Origin of the sequence: Planococcus dechangensis, from assembly GCF_042654465.1 — a bacterium.
Classification (GTDB): Bacteria; Bacillota; Bacilli; order Bacillales_A; family Planococcaceae; genus Planococcus; species Planococcus dechangensis.
Genome location: NZ_JBHSGL010000005.1, coordinates 954797 through 973916 on the forward strand (window position 1 = coordinate 954797; position 19120 = coordinate 973916).

Genomic DNA, 19120 nt, shown 5'->3' on the forward strand with positions numbered 1-19120 from the left:
TACATATATTATACCCAATTCCCGTGTGTTATCTACGTAAATCGGGTATATTGCCAAGGAGGAGTTGAAAATGAATGAGATTGGGTTACGCTTGCATGAATACAGAATTGAAAACTGTTTTCCGGACTTTACGTCTGGCAACCGCCGAAAAAGAAGGCGTTGGGAAGATAAAAGAATTAACACTCCAAAATATGGAAACTACTTTACAGGTCATCCGTTGGAATTTGGAACACGGTATTTATTTTTACCGTGCTTCAAGTTCCATCGTGCCGTTATCTACACATCCGATCAACGATTGGCGCTGGTGGGAAGATGCAGACTTTCTTGCAATAGCAGAAGAGATCCGCGGCTTGGCAGTGGACCATGGCATTCGGATTTCGGTGCACCCCGGCCAATATACGGTGCTCAATTCACCAAAATCGGAAGTCGTCCGCAAATCCATCGAAGACTTGGAATACCACGATAAACTGATCCAACTGTTAGGAGGCACCGATATCATCCTTCATACTGGCGGTGCATATGGCGATAAGGAATCCGCCAAAAGACGCTTTGCCGAGAATTATTTGATGTTGTCGGACAGCATACGCCAGCGGCTGCGACTGGAAAACGATGATAAAACCTTCACAGTGCGCGACGTTTTGGATGTATATGCGATGTGCAATGTACCGATTTGCTTTGATATCCACCACCACAATTGCAATAACGACGGAAATCCTGTTGATTTCGCAGAGATTTTGGCGACATGGGAAGGAGTCGGCCGGCCGAAAATCCATATTAGCAGCGGCAAAGAGGGCTTTACTGATTTACGCCATCATAACTTGATTGCTGAAGAAGATTTTATGGAATTACTGAAACTGGTGAAAGGCTATGAAGTCGACATCATGTTCGAGGCGAAAATGAAGGAGCAAGCTGTGCTGCCGTTTTTGAAAAAGCTGCAAAATCAATAAAAGACGCCTGGTGAAGACCGGATCTTCCGGCTTACCAAGCGCTTTTTTATTCGGGCAGCTTCGGAAATTCCAATGTAAACTTCGTCCCCATCCCAACTTCTGAATCTACCGATATGTCTCCACCCATTTGATGAATGATGCTATAAGTAACCATCAGCCCAAGGCCAGTTCCTTTGGATTTATTGGAGAAATATGGTTCACCCAGGCGTTTCACCTCTTCTTTCGTCATGCCGGTCCCTTCATCCGTTATGAGGACACAAACTGATTGCGAGGAATTTTCCAGTTCAATATCCAATTTTCCGCCAGTAGGCATCGCTTCAATACCGTTGCGTATGATATTGACTAACGCTTGGTGCAGCTTTTGGGAATCTCCTAGAATCTTGCTTGGCAAATGATCAGTACGGACAAAAAATTCTACATCTCGCGCTTTCGCATAAGGAGACATGATCTTGATGACATGCAGCAGTTCGGGCTCTACTTCTATCGGCTTAAGTTCGTCATATGCAGGTTTCGCATACACAAGGTAATCATCAATCAAGTTTTCGGCGGCGTTTATTTCATTTAGTATCGTCTGCTGGAACTCCAATTGTTTGCTACGTGGGTATTCGTATTCCTGCATCAATTGCACAAACCCTTTAATGCTTTGCAGCGGGTTTCGCAATTCATGTGACACGGCCGCCGCAAAATGGCTGACCGTCTCCATTTTTTCGTGACGCATGAGCGATGTGTATAAATACTCCTGCTTCTGCAAATGCTCAATCAGCAAGGCAGTCAGAATGATAATCCCGCCTTGGTTGAGCATCAGCATGAGCCAAATACCGATCAAGTCATGAACCGGGTCGCCGAAAAAGAAATAACCGGCAAACAAGTTAAAGAGCAGCGACACAATGGAAATTATGAAGACGAGCCCCGCTTTCCACCATCGGTTGACTTTACGGTAAAGCGGGGCCAGAAACGGAACCCCTGCCGCTAAGAGAAATTGATTGAGTATGGCGATATACATGCCGTCCCCACCGATAGCTATTCGCCCGACAGCCGACACGATAAATAGCACAGCGCTGACTATCGGCCCGCCATACAAAGCCCCCACAATCATCGGCACTTGCCTTAAATCGAATATATAGTCTTCCGTTAAAAACTGGTAAGGAAATAGCATACATAAAATAATTGAAATTGAAAACAAGATCGTCATCGTAATCCGGTGGCTGACAAAAAAGTTGCGCTGCCCGGCTGTTGCGAACATTTGATAAAGAATGATCGGGAAGATGATAAAAAAGATATTATTGATCATGCCGGTCATCATCGCTTCCATACGGGCACCTTCCCTTCCTGTTTCAGACTCTCATTATACCGATAACTTACCCGTTTCTTCCAGTTATTTTTAGCCTTCCATATACGGCTTAGTAACAGCTGAGCGGATTTTGGCAAGTGTGCGTTCACGGCGTTTTTTCATTCCCGACAACGACAGTCCATATCTTTTCTGCAATTCGGTAAGACTATAGCCGTCTACATAAAGTTCTTGTAAAAGCTGGCGTTCTTTGGCGGTTAGGGAAACTTCCTCTAGCCATTCCGGTAATTCTTCGGACTTCCATTCACCGGCTTCAACTTCTGCTAGAATTTGTTCCGCATCCCTCACGTATCTTCCACCTTTTTGCCTTCTGCCCAACTCATCTTTCATGGCGCCTTGAATACTCCGGTAGGCAAATGGCGCAAAATGTCCGATGCCTGGTTGATGCCGTTCCCAAGCCTGCCATAATGCAATCATGCCCAATTGCCGAAAAGATTCATAATCGGTGTAAATATGCAATTTACGAATAATCGATGACACCATAGGAGCATATTGCTCCGCCACCTCATTGAAACTTTCCATGTTCTATTCCTTCTGGACGTCCTTGTATTCCCGGGTAAGGACAGCATAAAAGCAATGAACGACCAAAGCGAACCAGAAAACGGAACATATATGCCCTTAAAAGAGATTTATGCATATCCTTAAAAACTACGTTTGACCTAGTTAAATTCAAAATAAATACAATTATCTAAATATTTATATTGATTCTACATTATGCAGATGGTACGATTTTTAAGTAATTGAGAAAGGAGAGGTATTAGTTGAAGAATTATGAAGAATCCCCGATTGACCGCAATGTCCTGTTTCTGGAATCTTTCTACGAAACGGAACGGCGTTCAAGAATCACAACGAAAGACGGTGTCCGCTATTCGCGCGATTCCCCGCTCGTCTTAATCGACAAAGCATGCATGCGCTACGCTTCTACCTACGAAGGACGCGTTAAGGCTACCCGCCACAACCTCAAGCAACACCAAAAAACCACTCTTCTCATATCAGAAGATGGGTTGGCAGCATACCCGACCAAATCCCCTGCACAACTTGATTGTGTATGGATTTTCAATCATCAGTACAGGCTAGAAGCACTTTCCCCTAACCGGACACGCATCATTTACGACCATTACGGCGTCTTTACCGAAGTGAATGTGTCGATGCACACCTTATCGAAACAGAGGACACGCTTATATGAAATGATGTATTTCTATTCTGCAATCCGCGAACGCAATAAAGGCTGAAAAGTAAAGACACCTCTCCGTTTGCCGGACTTTATCCGTCAAAGGGCGAGGTGTCTTTTTATGCGGCATGATCGCCGAGCAACAAAATATACAGCTCTAGCGTCCATGCATCACGCATCTTTTTTTCGATTGGATCCGTAACGAAAAAAGCGAAATGCCCATCCCAAATTTTTGTCTCGCCTTCATAGCGCAATGCGGCAGCAAGCCCTTCCTTCTCGATCCAGTCGATGAGCCATTCGGACGATTCCCATAGTTCACTCGGCGGCCCATGGTGAACAGCATGGACAAACGCGCCTCCAGGTAGATAACCTGTCACCACGCGATGATCTTCTCTAAGCAGACGTTCAGTCGGAATCCCTACTTCAATTAAACGCTGCCCATCTTCTTCTGCACACCAAAAACGAATAAACGGACGCCCCGCAGCTGATTCCTTATGATTGCGCAGCCACTCTAAAATCTCAGCGGCAAGCTCCGAAGCTTCTTCTGTTCCGGTGGATACCCGTGCAGCTATCCCGACGTAAGGCTGGTCGCTGCGCTGTTCGATAATTGGCTCATTTAAATAATACATATCCACTTATCCCCTCCCGTTCAGATTACTTGCTTTTCCATACCCCCTCTCGGATGTTTCAGTCATCTTGAAAGCGCGCTGCAAAAAAACAGGTACGGAAAACATGCTAAATACGAGTTGATCCATTTTAAATTTAGGATTCAGATAAAATAAAAAAATATATTCACTGAATTTTCAATCATAATGATAGTTTTTAATTATGTACGTGATATAATAAGACTATAAAATACGTCATTATGTTATACGCTATGTAAGTTTTAATCTTATTACCTACATCATCTTTTCTTCATACATAAGCCGGTTGTCGGCAAAAATATTAAGGGGTGAGCAGAATGTTTTCCAAATGGAGCAAGTTGATAGCGATTACTGGATTATTGCTCTTTTCACTGTTGTCGTTCACAGGCCAAGCAGATGCCGCATCCTCAACCTATGTCACGAAAGGCAACACGACGAGCAAAGTGGTAGCTTTAACTTTTGATGATGGATCCGATGGGACGAATATCAATAAAATCCTCGACATCCTGAAAACAAATAACGTAAAAGCCACTTTCTTTGTGACAGGTTCCGGCATCAATCATCATCCTAGCTGGATCCGTAATATCGCCAATGCGGGACATCAAGTCGGTAACCATTCCTATTCACATCCGGATTTCACGAAAATCAGCATCGCAGCCATGCAAAGCGAATTAGCCAAAACAGAAACAGCCTACAAAAATGTCACTGGCAAGTCGACCAAGCCGATTTTCCGCGCCCCGTTCGGCGCAACTAATGCGACCGTCTTGAAAGGTGTCGGTGATGCCGGCTATACGCATACCATTCAGTGGAACATTGATACCATCGACTGGAAAGGCTTGTCTTCAACTGAAATAACAAACAAAGTCGTCAACAACATCGTGCCCGGCTCCATCGTATTGATGCATACCGGTGCCGGGGCACCCGGAACTCCGGTTGCTTTGCCAGGCATGATCAGCAAACTGAAAGCGAAAGGCTATTCATTCGTCACCGTTTCAGAGCTCTTGAAATTGCCTCCTACCGGCGGAACCACCTACACTGTCAAAGCCGGAGATACACTTTACAGCATTGCCAAAAAATATAATGTCACAGTTGCAGCTCTAGCAAAAGCCAATAACATCACCAACTATAATTTAATCCGTGTAGGGCAAGTTTTAGTAATCCCAGGAACTACACCGCCGCCTCCACCTCCTGCAACGACAGTTAAATATACAGTCAAAGCTGGAGATACACTTTATAGTATTGCCTCCAAGTATAATACGACGGTTTCCGCTATCGCCACTGCCAACAAAATCACCAACGTCAATCTTATCAGCGTCGGTCAAGTGCTGATCATCCCAACTAAAGCAGCACCGCCGCCGGCAACAAGTATCAAGTACACGGTTAAAGCCGGCGATACACTATACAGCATCGCCCGCACATACAATACGACAGTCACAGCTATCGCTACAGCCAACAAAATCACCAACGTCAATTCCATCAGCGTCGGCCAAGTTCTCATTATTCCGCGCTGACGCTATGCACAAAGAAACGCCCTCATGACGAGGGCGTTTCTTTGTGCATAGATGTCGAATCTTCATTATGAATGCAGCGAACGCAAAGAGGGGATTCGATTGCATTGCGGTGAATAATTGAATTTTTGAGTAACTTTAAAGTTTTCTTCCACTAACAGGGAATTCGCTTATTCAGTTCAAACAGGTTGCTTTTTCCGGAGAAACCGATTATACAAGCGATAGATGACATAAACCATTATCAACAAGAAGACAATAGCCAGCGCGGGGATGAAAAAGAATAGGATCGGTGCGACCGTAGCGGTCACATCTTCCGCAATGGATACCGCCGGACCCATCATAGCGGTATCACTGACGCCTTTCACTGCCGTCAATGTCGCATGTGAAGCCGTAGCGACTCCACCGCCTCCGATAATTGCAATCGACCACTCTAAAAACGGATTCATGTCCCCAATAAACGAAGCCGTCAGCAAAATGCCCGCCAAGGCCGCAACGGGGGTGGAAATCAATTTCATGAATGAACCGACTGCCGGAATGTAATTGACCAGCACTTCAAATACTGTAGCGGCGCCGAAAGCTATGAGCGCAGGCGTGCTTCCTACCCAACTGAAACCTTCAGATAAAGTGACCCAGTCCACACGTTCAAAGATACCCGTCAGCAATAACGGGGTGAAGATGCGAAAACCTACCGTTGCACTTAATGCTAGACCGACGAAAACCGCAACAACCATTTCCATCAGATCACCTCCAGGTTTATGCTATTAATGATTCCATACCCTTACTTAAATTAAACTAACAAATCAGCTATCCAGCTTTTGTCCAGGAGAATATCCATTTTAAAAAAAGGCGAAAAAGAGGATCCTCTTTTTCGCCTTTCTCATTGAAGGAGCCGCCTATTGAGCAGCAACCATCATTTGGTAATGAATAAAATCGAAGAAATGCAATTCCCCCGGCACTTCCTCACCTATGACCAATTCAGCTTGCTTAAATGCTTCCTTGGCCAATTCAGGTTTTCCGATTCTCTCTAAGTATTGCCATAAATAATAATAGACAGCGAGCGACTCGTATTCGACAGTAGGCGTACCCGTTTCTCGGTTAAAGCGTCCCGCCAGCATGCCTCTTTCTTCCCACTCCGCCAACAGCCAGCTATCGAACTCAGGCGAGCGGATATCTTGGTCAAAACGGTTAATGGCAATCAGCAATTGATCGATCATATGAACTTCATCGCTTGCCATATAGCGTTCTTTTTCAAAATCATAGTATTCCGGAAAGAAAAGCTGGTCTTTCTCAAGCTTGAGCAAGTTGAACGAGTCCGTATTTATTGTTAATTCCTCAATCAAATAGCTCAGTGTCACGCGCTTGCCAGCCAGGCCGTAAGACCAATCGTAATAGTCTACGGCAATGCCCTCTTGATGTTGTTGCGATTCGATCGGCAAACGTATTTGCTTTGCAAGAGCTCCAAAATCCGGTTCATTGAAGGTTTGAGCTGCCTGGTCCAGAACTGCTGCAATGCGGATATCGTCGATCAAGGCATTAACTTTGGCATTTTCATATACGCGCCATGGTACGAAATATCGGTCATCCACTTTGACTAAAAATTGGTTTTGCAAAATTTCCACTTGCTTCCGAAACTCTTGCTCATCATTGATTTGTAGCAAATACTGCATGTACAAGCCGATGCTTTCCGATAAATATTCCGATTTTTCATCATCTGGATATGCGTGGATCACCCCTTTATCGTTAACGTAATGAGAACTGACTATTTGCTGGACTGTAGTTTCCTGCCCTTTAGCCACTGCGCACCCCCCGATTCCAAAAATCAAACTACTGACGATTAACAACGACGCCCATCCATTCCTGATTGTCCGCTTCAATTTAATATACTCCTCATCTCGACTACTTTTGTAATGCTTTTTTTCTTGATTTCATATGCAGCAGAAAGATTTTCCGCATGCAGCACTTCTTCAAAACGATGAATCAAAGGCTGCAGCGCTTGTTCTTCCGCCACTTTTACCAACAGATAAATCTTCCCTTCTTTGCTGGTCACCAAATCACGCTCCGTGGAAATAGCGCCGAGAGCCACTTGCTCCAATTTAGTTGTCAGCAATGGGCAGTTCACCGGCGGCAGCACTTCCATAAACCATGCTCGCTCTTTTGGCTTGTTCGTTTTCACCATCCAAAGAGATTGTTCAAAAAACTCCTGCAAACTCAATACGCGAAGTTCGCCGTCTTTTTGCGACAATACTTCATACTGTTCTTTAAGCCGCGCAGATTCATCTGCAACTTGATTCAGCTTATCCGCTATCGACCAAAGTGCAAACTGAAAAACAGACAACAAGCCATACGTTCCGATCGATGTCAAAACAAAAGCAGGCTCTTGCCAAGCATAGACGACAGATATTATTAAAATAGCTAGCAAAAAGACCGGTATCCATCTTCTAGACAGCAAAAAAATGACCGGTACAGAAATCAATGCGACAAATAAGGCATGTTCATAAAAAGGCCAACGCATATACAATAAAACGGCTCCTGAGAAAAATGCTAACACTATATATAATGGTAATAATTTCAATTTATTCATTTTATTCTCTTCCTCGTAAAATAATTGGTAAAAAATCAAAAAGATATTTAATTTCTTTACCAAAATTATCTTACACTAGCTCGCGGCAAAAAACTATGGGGCAGAGAAATTCTCTGCCCCATGTTCTTCTTTTCAATACTTTTGTGCGTCAACGTTCCCGAAAAAAATCATTTTCCGGTTTACGTTTACGCAGTTTACTGACGAACGCAATAATCGCAACGATAATGAAAAGACCGATCGGTATGGCTACCCACCACATATCTTTGGTTGTTTGTGCGACCAGTACACTCATTGGCCGAGAGACATTGATATCACCGTCAGTCGTTTCCACCACAATGCCATCGACCTCAGTTTTGTGGTCCAGCTGTTTCAAATCGACCCATTCATATTCATCAAACTTTTCGAATTCGCCCATCAATTCCTCAAAAGTTTCAATCCCGAGATAAGGATGATAGAAAAACGCCAAGTAGCTGCTGCTGAACTGGGAGACATAATCCGCTTCTACCATCAATTCATCTACTGCATCTGGATTGTCAGGGTTGATATAGCCGAGCGTCTCAGGATACAAAGTCATGCCGTGAAGCCCGGCAGGAGTCGAAGGATAAAGAGGAGCGAACGTTCCATCATATGTCCGGTTCGAAGTTTGGATTTGCCCGACATAAGTCGTGAAATATTTTGACAGCTCCTTGTATCCAGTTTGCGACATGGAGTAATGGGGCGCTTCAAACGCAATTGGATACAAACCTTCTGCCGTCATGTCATAAACGCCATTGACAATAGAATCGTAAATATACGTTTGCTCGTATGGCAAGCCGATGTTCTGCACAAACTCGTCATATTCTTCTTCGGAAGCGAAATCCTCTTTTAATTGAACTTCATCCTCATTGGATTGATAAATCGGACGGTCATGGTCCACATCCCAATATTCAAAACCTTCACCGGTTTCATCTGCACGGTATTGGTGATAGTAGCCGTGCTGGATCATACTGGCACCGTTTGCCTGCATTTCCTGCAACACATCCACCAGCTCGATCGCCTGTGACAAATGGATTCGCTGGCCGGTATCAGGATTGGTATAAACCGGCACGATGGTCACTGCATAAGGGATATTGCGCTCTGCCAAATAATCGCCAACTTGTTTGACGAGCACCGGGTCACTTTTGGGATGGATGTCTTCCAAACGGACTATTTTTTGCGGCGCCGCTTTTTCCTTATCGAAGAAGTCAAATAGTGATTCGCCAATGACATGACTGAGATTACCGGTGATCGAGTTGGCAGCGACATAATAGCGCAGCTCGTCCTTGAAAATCAGCGGGTAGCTTCCGTCTTCAGCATTTCCTTCGAACAGCACTTCCATTTGCTCAATGCCGTTAATAAGCATCATGTCTTTCCCTTCTGGAAGCGGAACTTCGATTCCATCTCCGGAAACCGAAGTCATCGTCCGGAAGTCACGAAGGCTCAGTTCATGTGAATCTGTAAAATACTCAAAATAGTTTCCGATGAACATTTTTTTAATGTCATCGTATTGATCGACAATAAACAATTCTTCTGTAGTCAATTGCCGTTCACCTAAACCAAAATAGATTACATGTGTATAATCGCCTTTTTCGTACTCAATGGCAGCTTCCTCGATCGATTGAATTGTGATGTCCGAAGTAAAGTGGCCCACCAACATATCCAAGATCGGAACTTCCTCTTGCTGCGTCACTTCTTCTGCATGATACAAAATCAGCACTTTCGGTTCGTCGCTTGCCGGCTCATCCGCTGATGCTTGGTGCCAAGGGGCAACGACCAAAAGCATAATCAGGAACAAGATAGCTAGTTGATTTTTCAAAAGCAGCGCCCCCTCTCTTATTTCGACTCATCTTCCATCATCATGTGATAATGGATAAAGTCGAAGAAATGCGTTTCACCGTTGGCATTGGCTTCAGCAACTTCTGTCGCACGGTCCTTTACTTGTTCTGCCTTTTCGTCCTCGCCAATTACCAGGAAATATTCGTTCATATAGAAATACATCGCCAGTGATTCGTATGCGACTGTTGCTTCTAAGCTCTCCCGGTCATATCTTCCAAACAGGCGCCCTTCTTCTTCCCATTCGGTTTTTAACCATTCTTCAAAAGGTTCCGAAGAGAGGCCGATCCGTTCGCGGTTGATCGCGATGAGCAGTTGGTCGATCATGTGGACAATTTCATTTTTCACATACACTTCATCGGCCACATCAAAATATTCAGGGAAGAATACTTCATCCGCATCCACGTTTTCGAGCAAGCGGTCTGCATTCATGTCTTCTGGTACATCCGCAATCAAATAGCTCAACGTTACTCGTTGTGCAGGATATTCCACTTCCCAATCATAATAATCGACTGTGTAGCCATTATTGGTTTGTACACGGGAAATGGTTTCGATGATGCGGTCTGCCGTCTCGGAATACTCCGGCTGCCCGAACAACGCGTCCGCTTCACGCAGTGTCGCGGCAATCCGGATATCATCGATCAACGCATTGACGGTAGCATCTTCGAAAATGAGCCAATTGATGAAAAAGTTTTCTTCTTCTTCGACCACAAATTCATCTAATAGATTCTCATACTGTTCAGCGAATTTCTCTTCATCTTCCATCATGACCAAATATTCCATGTATAAACCGATGCTTTCAGACAAGAATTGAGAATCCAATGCATTCGGGTACGCATGGATAAAATCATTCTGATCGAAATAACGTTCACCAAAATTTTCTGGAACTGCTTTTTGTTCTACCGGCTGCTCCTCAGTTTCCTGCGGCTCTTCTTCCGGCTGCTCTTCGACTTCTGGTTGCTGTTCCGGTTCAGGCGCCTGTTCATTTGCTCCGTCATTGCAAGCACCCAGCGTCAAAGCGATCGCCATGAACGGCAAAAACCAATTCCTCATGAGTCTACTCTCCCTCTAAAGCGTTGTGTTTTATCCCAAGCAATTGTTTTCTTGCGAAGCTTGCTCCATGTATATGTTGAAATGCTGAGAACCAATAATAGAAGAAACAGCTGAGCATAAGTGAAATACATGATCAATACATAAAGCACATTCGTTAAGGAGACATTCCTATCGACGACCAGTGCACTCAGAAGTTGGGCAGTGTAAACGATATACGTCATGAACCAAAGCATCATGAGCGGAGCGCCGATAACTGGAATATCCACACCCGTTACGTTTAAGATGAAAAAGCTATGGGAAATCATCAGCATGAGCACGAATATCAAGTAGGTGAAAAGATGTTGCAAGCTAAGCACAAAAGTTCTGCCGCTCCAGTGAGTCCAATCTTTTAAGGATTTTTCCAATAAATACAAGTTCCCAGTCAACCAGCGTGTCCGTTGTTTGATGAACGCTTTTAAGGTCTCTGGTTCCTGCTCCCATGTATGGGAAGTCGGGATCACCGGCAACACATAGCCGGCAGCAGTCAAACGCACTGTCAACTCGGCATCTTCTGCTAGCGCATACACATCGTAGCCACCGACCTCTTCGATGACAGAACGCCGCAGCAACATATTGGTGCCGGCAAGCGAACCGATTTTGAACATCGCCCAACGCCCACACTGCATGAGCAATTGGAATACCTGAAATTCAAGCGCAATCATGCGCGTTAATATATTCGTATCGACGTTTTTCGTTCTGACATATCCAACGGCTCCAGCCGCATTAGGGACTGTTTCCGCCGCTTGCACCAATTTTTCCAGCGCATCCGGCTCCGGTTCATTATCCGCGTCATAAACCACAAAATACTCCGAGTTGGTAATGCTTAAGCCGTAGTTCAAGACCCGTGATTTCCCTTTCGGATTGCCAGGCGGCACAGGGATGTAATGGATGCGAGAAAACACTTCTGCGAATTCCTGGACAATATCTGCCGTGCCATCTTTGGAACTGTCATCCAACACATAAATGTCCAACTTACCTTCATATTTCAACCTTGCCATGGCGCGCAAAGTATTTTCAATGACGATTTCTTCGTTATGAGCAGGAATCAATAGGGCGACACTCGGATAATGCTTGATTTTCGGCGGGTTCTTGAAACGCAGGCGGTACCAGATTCCGCTGATCGTCACAGCAGAGTAGAACAACAGCAAAACCCAGAACAAGACAACGATGAATCCGATGAATATACTCATACCGCTCTACCTAAGGCACGCGACAATTCGTTGATATTCGACACCTGTTCCTTCCTGATTTCATAAGGCGAATCGAGCAAATTCAATTCCTGCTTTACTTTGTCGCGGTAACGTTCGAGCATTAAGCGAACGCCTTCTTCATCGATATCTTTAAGCAATAAATAAATCGATTGACCCGTCGAAGTCGCCAAGTCGAACTTTTGGCGTATCGTCGACAATGTGGCACGCTCGAGCGATTCTTTTATGTTCTGTTGCGTCCGTTTGTTTTTCGTATTGATGGTAATTTCGACAAACCAAGCTTCTTCCTGGCGACGCTCGGTCGTTTTCAAAAGCCATTGCGCCTGTTCGGTAAACTCATTGACCGTCAAAATATCGGTTTCACCATGATATTTTTGCAGCAATTGCACTTGCCGGCGCAACTCGCTTGCTTCGTAGCCAATCTGCTTCATTTGGTTCAACAGCAGCCAAAATGACAAGATGAACCCAGTAAACAGTAAATGACTGTAGATATACATCATTTCCAAATCGGGACGTTGTGTGAAGAAAAAGGCGAATATTGTCAAGAATATCCCATAACTCAAAATGACGCTTATCCCATAGAGGAATACATAGCGCTCGTGGATCAAAGTCATGAAAAGGATGGAAAGCCCTGCAACCAATAGCATTTCGGTAGAAAACGGTAGAACCAGCGAGAACATTGCCCAACCGAATCCAAGCACCATCAAAATCAAAACCCCAAGCTTTAAATTGTTCTTCATTCTGCCCACCCCATCACATAGGTTTAATTACCTGTTATTTATTCCAATATTATAAACATTGAAATATCATAAACCTATACTACTACATAAAACTGATAAAAACTAGTATAAAAAGGATTGTCAGTATTAAAATCCTGTACAAATTTCGTTTAAGTAGACCTTTAGTGCTATATAAACTAAATTTTCAGATATAATATTTTGAGTGAGTATAGTCACACTAAGTGCTATACCACTAATTTGAAAGCGCATACATAATATGTAAATGAATATGGGAAAGTTTTTTAAATAATTTCCGTTTATTTGAACATTTCGGTTTGATTGCATAAATACAGCCAATTAGAAGCTTATTTTTGCCTATGAGCCGTAAATAAAAGACAATAAAAAAAGCTACCCAAGCGGCAGCTTTTACTAGGATCTACAAATAGGTGTACATGACTGGGTTGTCCATATTCTTTCTCAATCGCTTAAAGCCATTCTTCTTATAGTACGTACGGATCCTTTTATTATACACCTCGTCCTGTTTGGATGTATTCGTATAATAGCCAGGGATGACGACCAATAATTCGACATCCAAAAAGCGCAGTTCTTCGAGCAGCTTTTGGCCAAATGACTCGCCTATTCCTTTATTGCGCTCTGCTTCGACTACTTGCAAATCATCAAATACCGCGATGAGGCCAAATACATCATCAATATCCGGTATGTGCTTTAAATCACGGTAGACATCGCCCAGGCCTTCCGAGATTTCACCAGCATACATCGACAGAGATTCGAGCGAACTGCGCTGCGGGTTGAACAAATAAAAATGAGCATCTCCTACTTTCACCTGTTGTTCCTCATCTTTAATCCTACAATCCGCTGCACAAGTAAAGATTTCTGTGCCGGCTTTCATTTGGATCTGGTAATCGACATGAATGTCATCTTCTGTAATCATCGAAGTCCTCCTCTGCTCCGTTTATTCGCTTGAATATAGTATAAGTATGTCATTTATTATCAGAAAATTCAATCATCCGGAAGTTATTTTTTCGGTCCTTCTTCTGCCAACTTCCTTTCAAACAATGCCAACAGCTGTTTTTTCAATTCCGGCCGTTGCAATGCGAATTCGATCGTCGTTTCGATAAAGCCATACTTCTCACCTACATCATAGCGCTTTCCTTCAAAAGCATAAGCATGGACAGGACGGATTGTGTTGAGCTTTTCAATGGCATCGGTTAATTGGATTTCGCCGCCAGCTCCTGGCTGTTGTTCAGCAAGCAGACGGAAAATCTCTGGCGTCAGTACATAGCGGCCCATGATGGCAAAATTGGAAGGAGCTGTTCCTGCTGCCGGCTTTTCGACGAAATGATTGACAGCCATGAGCGCGCCATCCGTTTCGTTCGGCGCAACGATGCCATAGCGATGCGTTTCATCATCCGGCACTTGTTTAACGCCGATTACCGGGCTGTCTGTTTTCTCGAACTGTTCCATCAGCTGCAATAATGCCGGAGGATCATTTTGCACGATGTCGTCGCCGAGCAGCACGGCAAACGGTTCATCGCCGATAAAATGACGCGCAGACCAGATGGCGTGGCCTAGTCCAAGCGGCTGCTTTTGGCGGATGTAATGAATTTCCACTTCAGAAGTAGCCAAAACCGAATCCAGCACGTCAAGCTTCCCTTTTTGTCTCAGTATATGCTCAAGTTCGAAGGCGTGGTCGAAATGATCTTCAATAGCGCGCTTTCCTTTACCGGTAACGATGATGATGCTCGTGATTCCCGATTGGATTGCTTCTTCAACGATATACTGGATGGTCGGTTTATCGACAATCGGCAGCATTTCTTTCGGCATAGCTTTCGTTGCGGGTAAAAAGCGCGTGCCGAGCCCCGCAGCCGGTATGATTGCTTTCGTTACTTTCATGGAACCTCTCACCTTTCAAAAAATGCGATTGTATGGTTGTGAGTATAGCATTGTTTCCGTAACGTAAAAAAGCCTCCGCATAAACGGAGGCTCCTGTTCAGACGAACAGATGGGCAAACAATACGATAATCGGCAATGTAATGGCTGTACGCAACAAGAAAATTACTGCAAGTTCCCAAAATTTCACGGGAATATTTGAACGTAGGATCAGGATGCCGATTTCAGACATATAGATCAATTGCGTCAGCGAAATGCCGGCGATGACGAATTTGGTCAAATCGCTTTCGATGCCGCTGCCGAGCACTGCCGGCAAGAACATATCCGCGAATCCGACCAGTAAAGTCGGAGCCGCCGCTTCCGCTTCAGGCAATCCCAATAGCGTCAATAACGGAATGAGCGGGTAAGAGATGATTTTGAAAATCGGCGTATATTCCGCAATGACCAGCGCGGCAGTACCAAGCGCCATGACGAGCGGAATCAAGCCGAGCCAGATGTCCATAACGGTCCCGACACCGGATTGCGCCAATTTTTTTCCGCTTGCAGCACGATTGGCTTTCGAGCGCGCAGCTTCAAAGCCCCATTTGACCAAGGAAACATCAGGCGGGATGGTGTCATCAATTTGTTTTCCGATTCCTTCTCTATACGTATCGGATTTTCTCGACAATGGCGGGATGCGGGGCATAATGACGGCAGCGACGAGACATGCAACCGAGACCGCCAAATAAAATGGCAGGAATAAATGGCCGATGCCGATGACATTTGCGACCACTAAGCTAAAGGCGACAGAGGCAATCGAGAAGGTCGTCGCAATGACGGAAGCCTCTCGCTTCGTATAATAGCCTTCATCATATTGCTTCATCGTTACCAATACGCCGACAGGTGCTGCACCCATCCAGGATGCCATGGCATCGATCGACGAACGGCCCGGCAATGTGAACACAGGGCGCATGATTTTATTGAGCAAGGTCCCGACAAATTCCATCAAACCGAATTCAACAAGCAGCGGCAAGAGAATGCCGGCAAACAAAAACCACGTCAGTAATACAGGCGCCAGGTCATACAACACGACGCCGCCGGTATTGCGTGAAGCGATCGCAGCCGGGCCGATTTCATAAAATGCCATGACTCCGACTGCGAATCCGATAAAACGGATCAATAAGCTGATGGGGCCGACAATGAAAATCGGCCGCAGCAACGATGAATTTCGGATAAAATCAGGCTTTGCAATGGTCGCCACCAGCCCTGCGACTGCTGAGAAGCCTAGCAGAACGACAATGAATCCAGGAATCCACTCTCCGAAAGTCGACAGCAGAAACGATGCGAGGATTCCGACACCGATCGTAATTTGCCCGTCATAGGAAATCGGCACAAGAAACAATAATGCCCCGATCAATGACGGAATGATAAATTTCCAGGTAGCCGACTGCGGCAGCTCCTGTCTTTCTTTTGGAATGCTTGTCATGAACATTTCCCCCTTTTTTAGTCCCCTGAATGATTAAGTTAAATTTAAGAGCGCCTGGTCGAGCACCCGAATGCCTTCATCGATTTGTTCTTTTGTTACAGTGAGCGGTGGAATCATCCGGATGACTTCGCCTGAATTGCCGCATAGATAGAACAGCACCCCTTGCTTCAAGCAATCGTCTAATACGGTCATTACCGCTTCCCCGTCCGGGCGCTTTGTCTCCGTGTCCATCAATTCGATGCCGATCATCAGCCCGACACCTCGCACTTCACGGACGCATGCGTGTTTACTTTTGAGCTTATCGAGCTCTTCTAACGCATAAGCGCCGAGCGTCTTGGCATTTTCCAACAAACGTTCTTCTTTCAATACTTCTATAGAAGCAAGTGCTGCGGCACAAGCGAGCGGATTGCCTCCGAACGTCGTGCCGTGCGTGCCGAGCGGCCATTGGTCCATCAATTCTTTAGATGCTACCGTGGCGCTGAGCGGAAGGCCTGCTGCAATGCCTTTGGCAACAGCCATGATGTCCGGCGTCACACCGAAAGTCTGGGCGGCAAACCAATTGCCAGTGCGGCCGAAGCCTGTCTGTACCTCATCGAATATGAGCAGGATGCCGTGGCGATCGCAAATTTCCCGCACTTTCTCGAGCCATTCTTTCGGCGGGATGATATACCCGCCCTCCCCGAGCACCGGCTCTAAAATGATGCACGCCACCTCTTCCGGCGTCACTTGATGGTTGAAGAGCTTTTCGATGTCGCGCTCGAGTTTTTCAGGGAAAAATACTTTCGGGTCCGCACCTTCTGGCAAATCGTCCGGATGTGCGTAAGGCAATTGATAGGTCAACCAAGACGGCTGCATATGTTTGCGGTATTTGCTTTTCGATGTCGAAACGCTAAGCGCCCCCATTGAACGTCCGTGGAAACAACCCGTAAACGACACAACATACGGCCGCTTTGTGACATATTTCGCGAGTTTGATACCGCCTTCGATCGCTTCTGTGCCGCTATTGGCGAAAAAGAAATTATCCAGTTTGCGGGGCATTATCTGCTGCAATTCATAGGCCAGTTTTAAGATCGATTCATAGATGATGACGCCGGACGGGCCGTGGATCAGATGGTCCGCCCCATCTTTGATCGCCTGGACGACTTTCGGATGGCGGTGGCCGACATTCTCCACTGCAATTCCGGAAGTGAAATCCAAATAAGTTCGCCCGTCTGCCCCGTAGTAATAACAGCCTTCCGCTTTGACGACAGGTAGATTCGGGTGGTCCTTCGCCATGCTTGGCGCTAATAAATTTCCGATTGAATGGGTCATGTCCAGCCAATCCTTCGTTTGTCTTTCAATCATTACGATTCATCCTTTCCTGTTGCGATTGCATGTTTTTTCAGCTTGCGGACGACGGACGGTTGGCTGATGCCAAGCCGCTCTGCCATCTCGGTCGTCGTGCGGTAGCGTTTCTTGGCATTTTCCAGTACCTTTTTTTCCACGACGTCGAGCAGATGAGGCAACGTGCGACCCGCAAGTTCGATTCCTACTTGTTCATCTTGTGCCGGCCGGTAATTGATCGGCAAATCTTCAATTGTAATATTCGCTTGTTCACTTTCCAAATAACTGCGTTCGAGCACATTGCGCACTTCACGGAAATTTCCTTTCCACTCCAATTGCAGCAAATGGACATACGCTTCGTCCGAGAGCTTTTTAGCTGATCCATATTTTTGGCCGAGTTGCTCGACCGTTTGAATGAGGAACGCTTCCAAATCTTCCGGACGCTCGCGCAGGGCGTGCAGTTCGATGAGTGACACGTGCAACTGGTAAAACAGCGCCTCACGGAATTCGCCGCAATGCATACGCTGTTCCAAGGAGGTGTCGCTGATGGCAATCAAGCGGATCGCGCGGTTTTGCGCCAGCATTTTTTCTAACATCGATTGTGTCCGTTCGGATAAACGGTCGATTTCATTCAGGACGAGCGTTCCCCGCTCAGCCAAATCGAAATAACCGCCCTCGCCTTCGAACGATTCCACAAAAATTGTCTCCGGCACCGCCCCGCAATCCACTTCGATAAACGCTTCGCCGCTTCTAGCGCTATGTTGATGGATGATTTTCGCGAAAAGGCTTTTCCCTGCCCCTCTTGGCCCTTCAATTACCAATGCTGCATCGAAATCCGCAAGCTTTAATGCACTTCTTAACGCGCGTTCGGATTGAATGCTGTGAGTCAAGACGCCGTCGATTGATAGCTGACGGCCACGAAGATGGGCCAGTTCCCCTTTGACGCGGTCCATTTCGCTTTCCAGTGATTCCAGGTATTCCTTCATGACCATCAATTCCGATACTTCATAGGAATAACTGATAACATATTCCACTTCGCGCTGCTCGTCGAAAACCGGCATGCCGGTGATGAGCATTTTTTTGCCCGTAGCCGTTTCCTGTACGAGCACGAGTTTTTTCTTCCGTTGGATGACTAGCGGCGTGACAGCCGGCGTGAACACACCCTCGCTTTCGAGTTCATAAATCGAACGCCCAAGCAGCTCTTTTGGAGTGACCCCATAATGACGGCCGCTTAACTCTGTCACTTTAATGATGCGTCCCTCACGGTTCGTGATGATGATATCTTCATCGTGCATCGCCATCACTTCTTCTTTTGCATCTGGTATGAGCATATGTCGGTGCATTTTTTCACC

Annotated in this window: 18 protein-coding genes; 3 read left to right on the forward strand and 15 right to left on the reverse strand. The window is 45.6% G+C overall.

Going from position 1 to position 19120, the window contains the following annotated elements; translation table 11 throughout:
• Positions 1-74 precede the first annotated feature (74 nt).
• Positions 75-947, forward strand: coding sequence for a UV DNA damage repair endonuclease UvsE (uvsE, locus tag ACFO5U_RS08020; protein WP_377278239.1), 873 nt, complete (start codon positions 75-77; stop codon positions 945-947).
• Positions 948-993: 46 nt separating this feature from the next.
• On the opposite strand, the gene ACFO5U_RS08025 is transcribed toward uvsE, so the two are convergent.
• Positions 994-2259 carry an ATP-binding protein gene (locus ACFO5U_RS08025; protein ID WP_377278241.1) on the reverse strand — a complete coding sequence of 422 codons (1266 nt, stop codon included), beginning with the start codon at positions 2257-2259 and terminating at the stop codon, positions 994-996.
• A gap of 69 nt (positions 2260-2328) precedes the next feature.
• The gene (locus ACFO5U_RS08030; protein ID WP_377278243.1) at positions 2329-2817 is read right to left on the reverse strand and encodes a sigma-70 family RNA polymerase sigma factor; all 489 of its coding nucleotides are present in this window, start codon (positions 2815-2817) and stop codon (positions 2329-2331) included.
• 239 nt (positions 2818-3056) lie between these two features.
• Between ACFO5U_RS08030 and ACFO5U_RS08035 the strand changes: the two genes are divergently transcribed.
• Positions 3057-3527, forward strand: a complete 471-nt coding sequence (locus ACFO5U_RS08035; RefSeq protein ID WP_377278245.1) for a competence protein ComK — start codon at positions 3057-3059, stop codon at positions 3525-3527.
• Between the two features lie 58 nt (positions 3528-3585).
• On the opposite strand, the gene ACFO5U_RS08040 is transcribed toward ACFO5U_RS08035, so the two are convergent.
• Positions 3586-4095 (reverse strand): GyrI-like domain-containing protein, encoded by a 510-nt coding sequence (locus ACFO5U_RS08040; protein WP_377278246.1) that lies wholly within the window; start codon positions 4093-4095, stop codon positions 3586-3588.
• A 332-nt stretch (positions 4096-4427) separates the two neighbouring features.
• On the opposite strand from ACFO5U_RS08040, the gene ACFO5U_RS08045 reads away from it, so the two are divergent.
• Complete coding sequence (locus ACFO5U_RS08045; RefSeq protein WP_377278248.1) at positions 4428-5621, forward strand: LysM peptidoglycan-binding domain-containing protein; 1194 nt, start codon at positions 4428-4430, stop codon at positions 5619-5621.
• 176 nt (positions 5622-5797) lie between these two features.
• On the opposite strand, the gene ACFO5U_RS08050 is transcribed toward ACFO5U_RS08045, so the two are convergent.
• From ACFO5U_RS08050 to ACFO5U_RS08105, 12 genes are all read right to left on the reverse strand, one after another.
• Positions 5798-6355: a DUF4126 domain-containing protein gene (locus ACFO5U_RS08050; RefSeq protein WP_377278250.1), complete on the reverse strand. Its 558-nt coding sequence runs from the start codon at positions 6353-6355 to the stop codon at positions 5798-5800.
• A gap of 156 nt (positions 6356-6511) precedes the next feature.
• The gene (locus tag ACFO5U_RS08055) at positions 6512-7414 is read right to left on the reverse strand and encodes a hypothetical protein (protein ID WP_377278252.1); all 903 of its coding nucleotides are present in this window, start codon (positions 7412-7414) and stop codon (positions 6512-6514) included.
• Positions 7415-7488: 74 nt separating this feature from the next.
• Positions 7489-8136, reverse strand: coding sequence for a hypothetical protein (locus ACFO5U_RS08060; RefSeq protein WP_377278254.1), 648 nt, complete (start codon positions 8134-8136; stop codon positions 7489-7491).
• A 211-nt stretch (positions 8137-8347) separates the two neighbouring features.
• Positions 8348-10033, reverse strand: coding sequence for a DUF2334 domain-containing protein (locus ACFO5U_RS08065; RefSeq protein WP_377278256.1), 1686 nt, complete (start codon positions 10031-10033; stop codon positions 8348-8350).
• 17 nt (positions 10034-10050) lie between these two features.
• Entirely contained in the window at positions 10051-11103 is a 1053-nt protein-coding gene (locus tag ACFO5U_RS08070; protein ID WP_377278258.1) for a hypothetical protein, read from the reverse strand.
• The gene (locus ACFO5U_RS08075) at positions 11100-12332 is read right to left on the reverse strand and encodes a glycosyltransferase family 2 protein (RefSeq protein ID WP_377278260.1); all 1233 of its coding nucleotides are present in this window, start codon (positions 12330-12332) and stop codon (positions 11100-11102) included. The genes ACFO5U_RS08070 and ACFO5U_RS08075 overlap by 4 nt, the downstream gene beginning before the upstream one ends.
• Entirely contained in the window at positions 12329-13090 is a 762-nt protein-coding gene (locus tag ACFO5U_RS08080; RefSeq protein WP_377278261.1) for a hypothetical protein, read from the reverse strand. Before ACFO5U_RS08080 ends, ACFO5U_RS08075 begins: the two co-directional genes overlap by 4 nt.
• A gap of 415 nt (positions 13091-13505) precedes the next feature.
• Positions 13506-14021, reverse strand: a complete 516-nt coding sequence (locus tag ACFO5U_RS08085) for a hypothetical protein (protein ID WP_377278263.1) — start codon at positions 14019-14021, stop codon at positions 13506-13508.
• Positions 14022-14104: 83 nt separating this feature from the next.
• Positions 14105-14983: a UTP--glucose-1-phosphate uridylyltransferase GalU gene (gene galU, locus ACFO5U_RS08090; protein WP_377278265.1), complete on the reverse strand. Its 879-nt coding sequence runs from the start codon at positions 14981-14983 to the stop codon at positions 14105-14107.
• A 97-nt stretch (positions 14984-15080) separates the two neighbouring features.
• The gene (locus ACFO5U_RS08095) at positions 15081-16445 is read right to left on the reverse strand and encodes a YjiH family protein (RefSeq protein WP_377278267.1); all 1365 of its coding nucleotides are present in this window, start codon (positions 16443-16445) and stop codon (positions 15081-15083) included.
• A 33-nt stretch (positions 16446-16478) separates the two neighbouring features.
• Positions 16479-17789, reverse strand: a complete 1311-nt coding sequence (locus tag ACFO5U_RS08100; protein WP_377278269.1) for an aspartate aminotransferase family protein — start codon at positions 17787-17789, stop codon at positions 16479-16481.
• Entirely contained in the window at positions 17789-19111 is a 1323-nt protein-coding gene (locus ACFO5U_RS08105) for a sigma 54-interacting transcriptional regulator (protein ID WP_377278271.1), read from the reverse strand. Before ACFO5U_RS08105 ends, ACFO5U_RS08100 begins: the two co-directional genes overlap by 1 nt.
• Positions 19112-19120 lie beyond the last annotated feature (9 nt).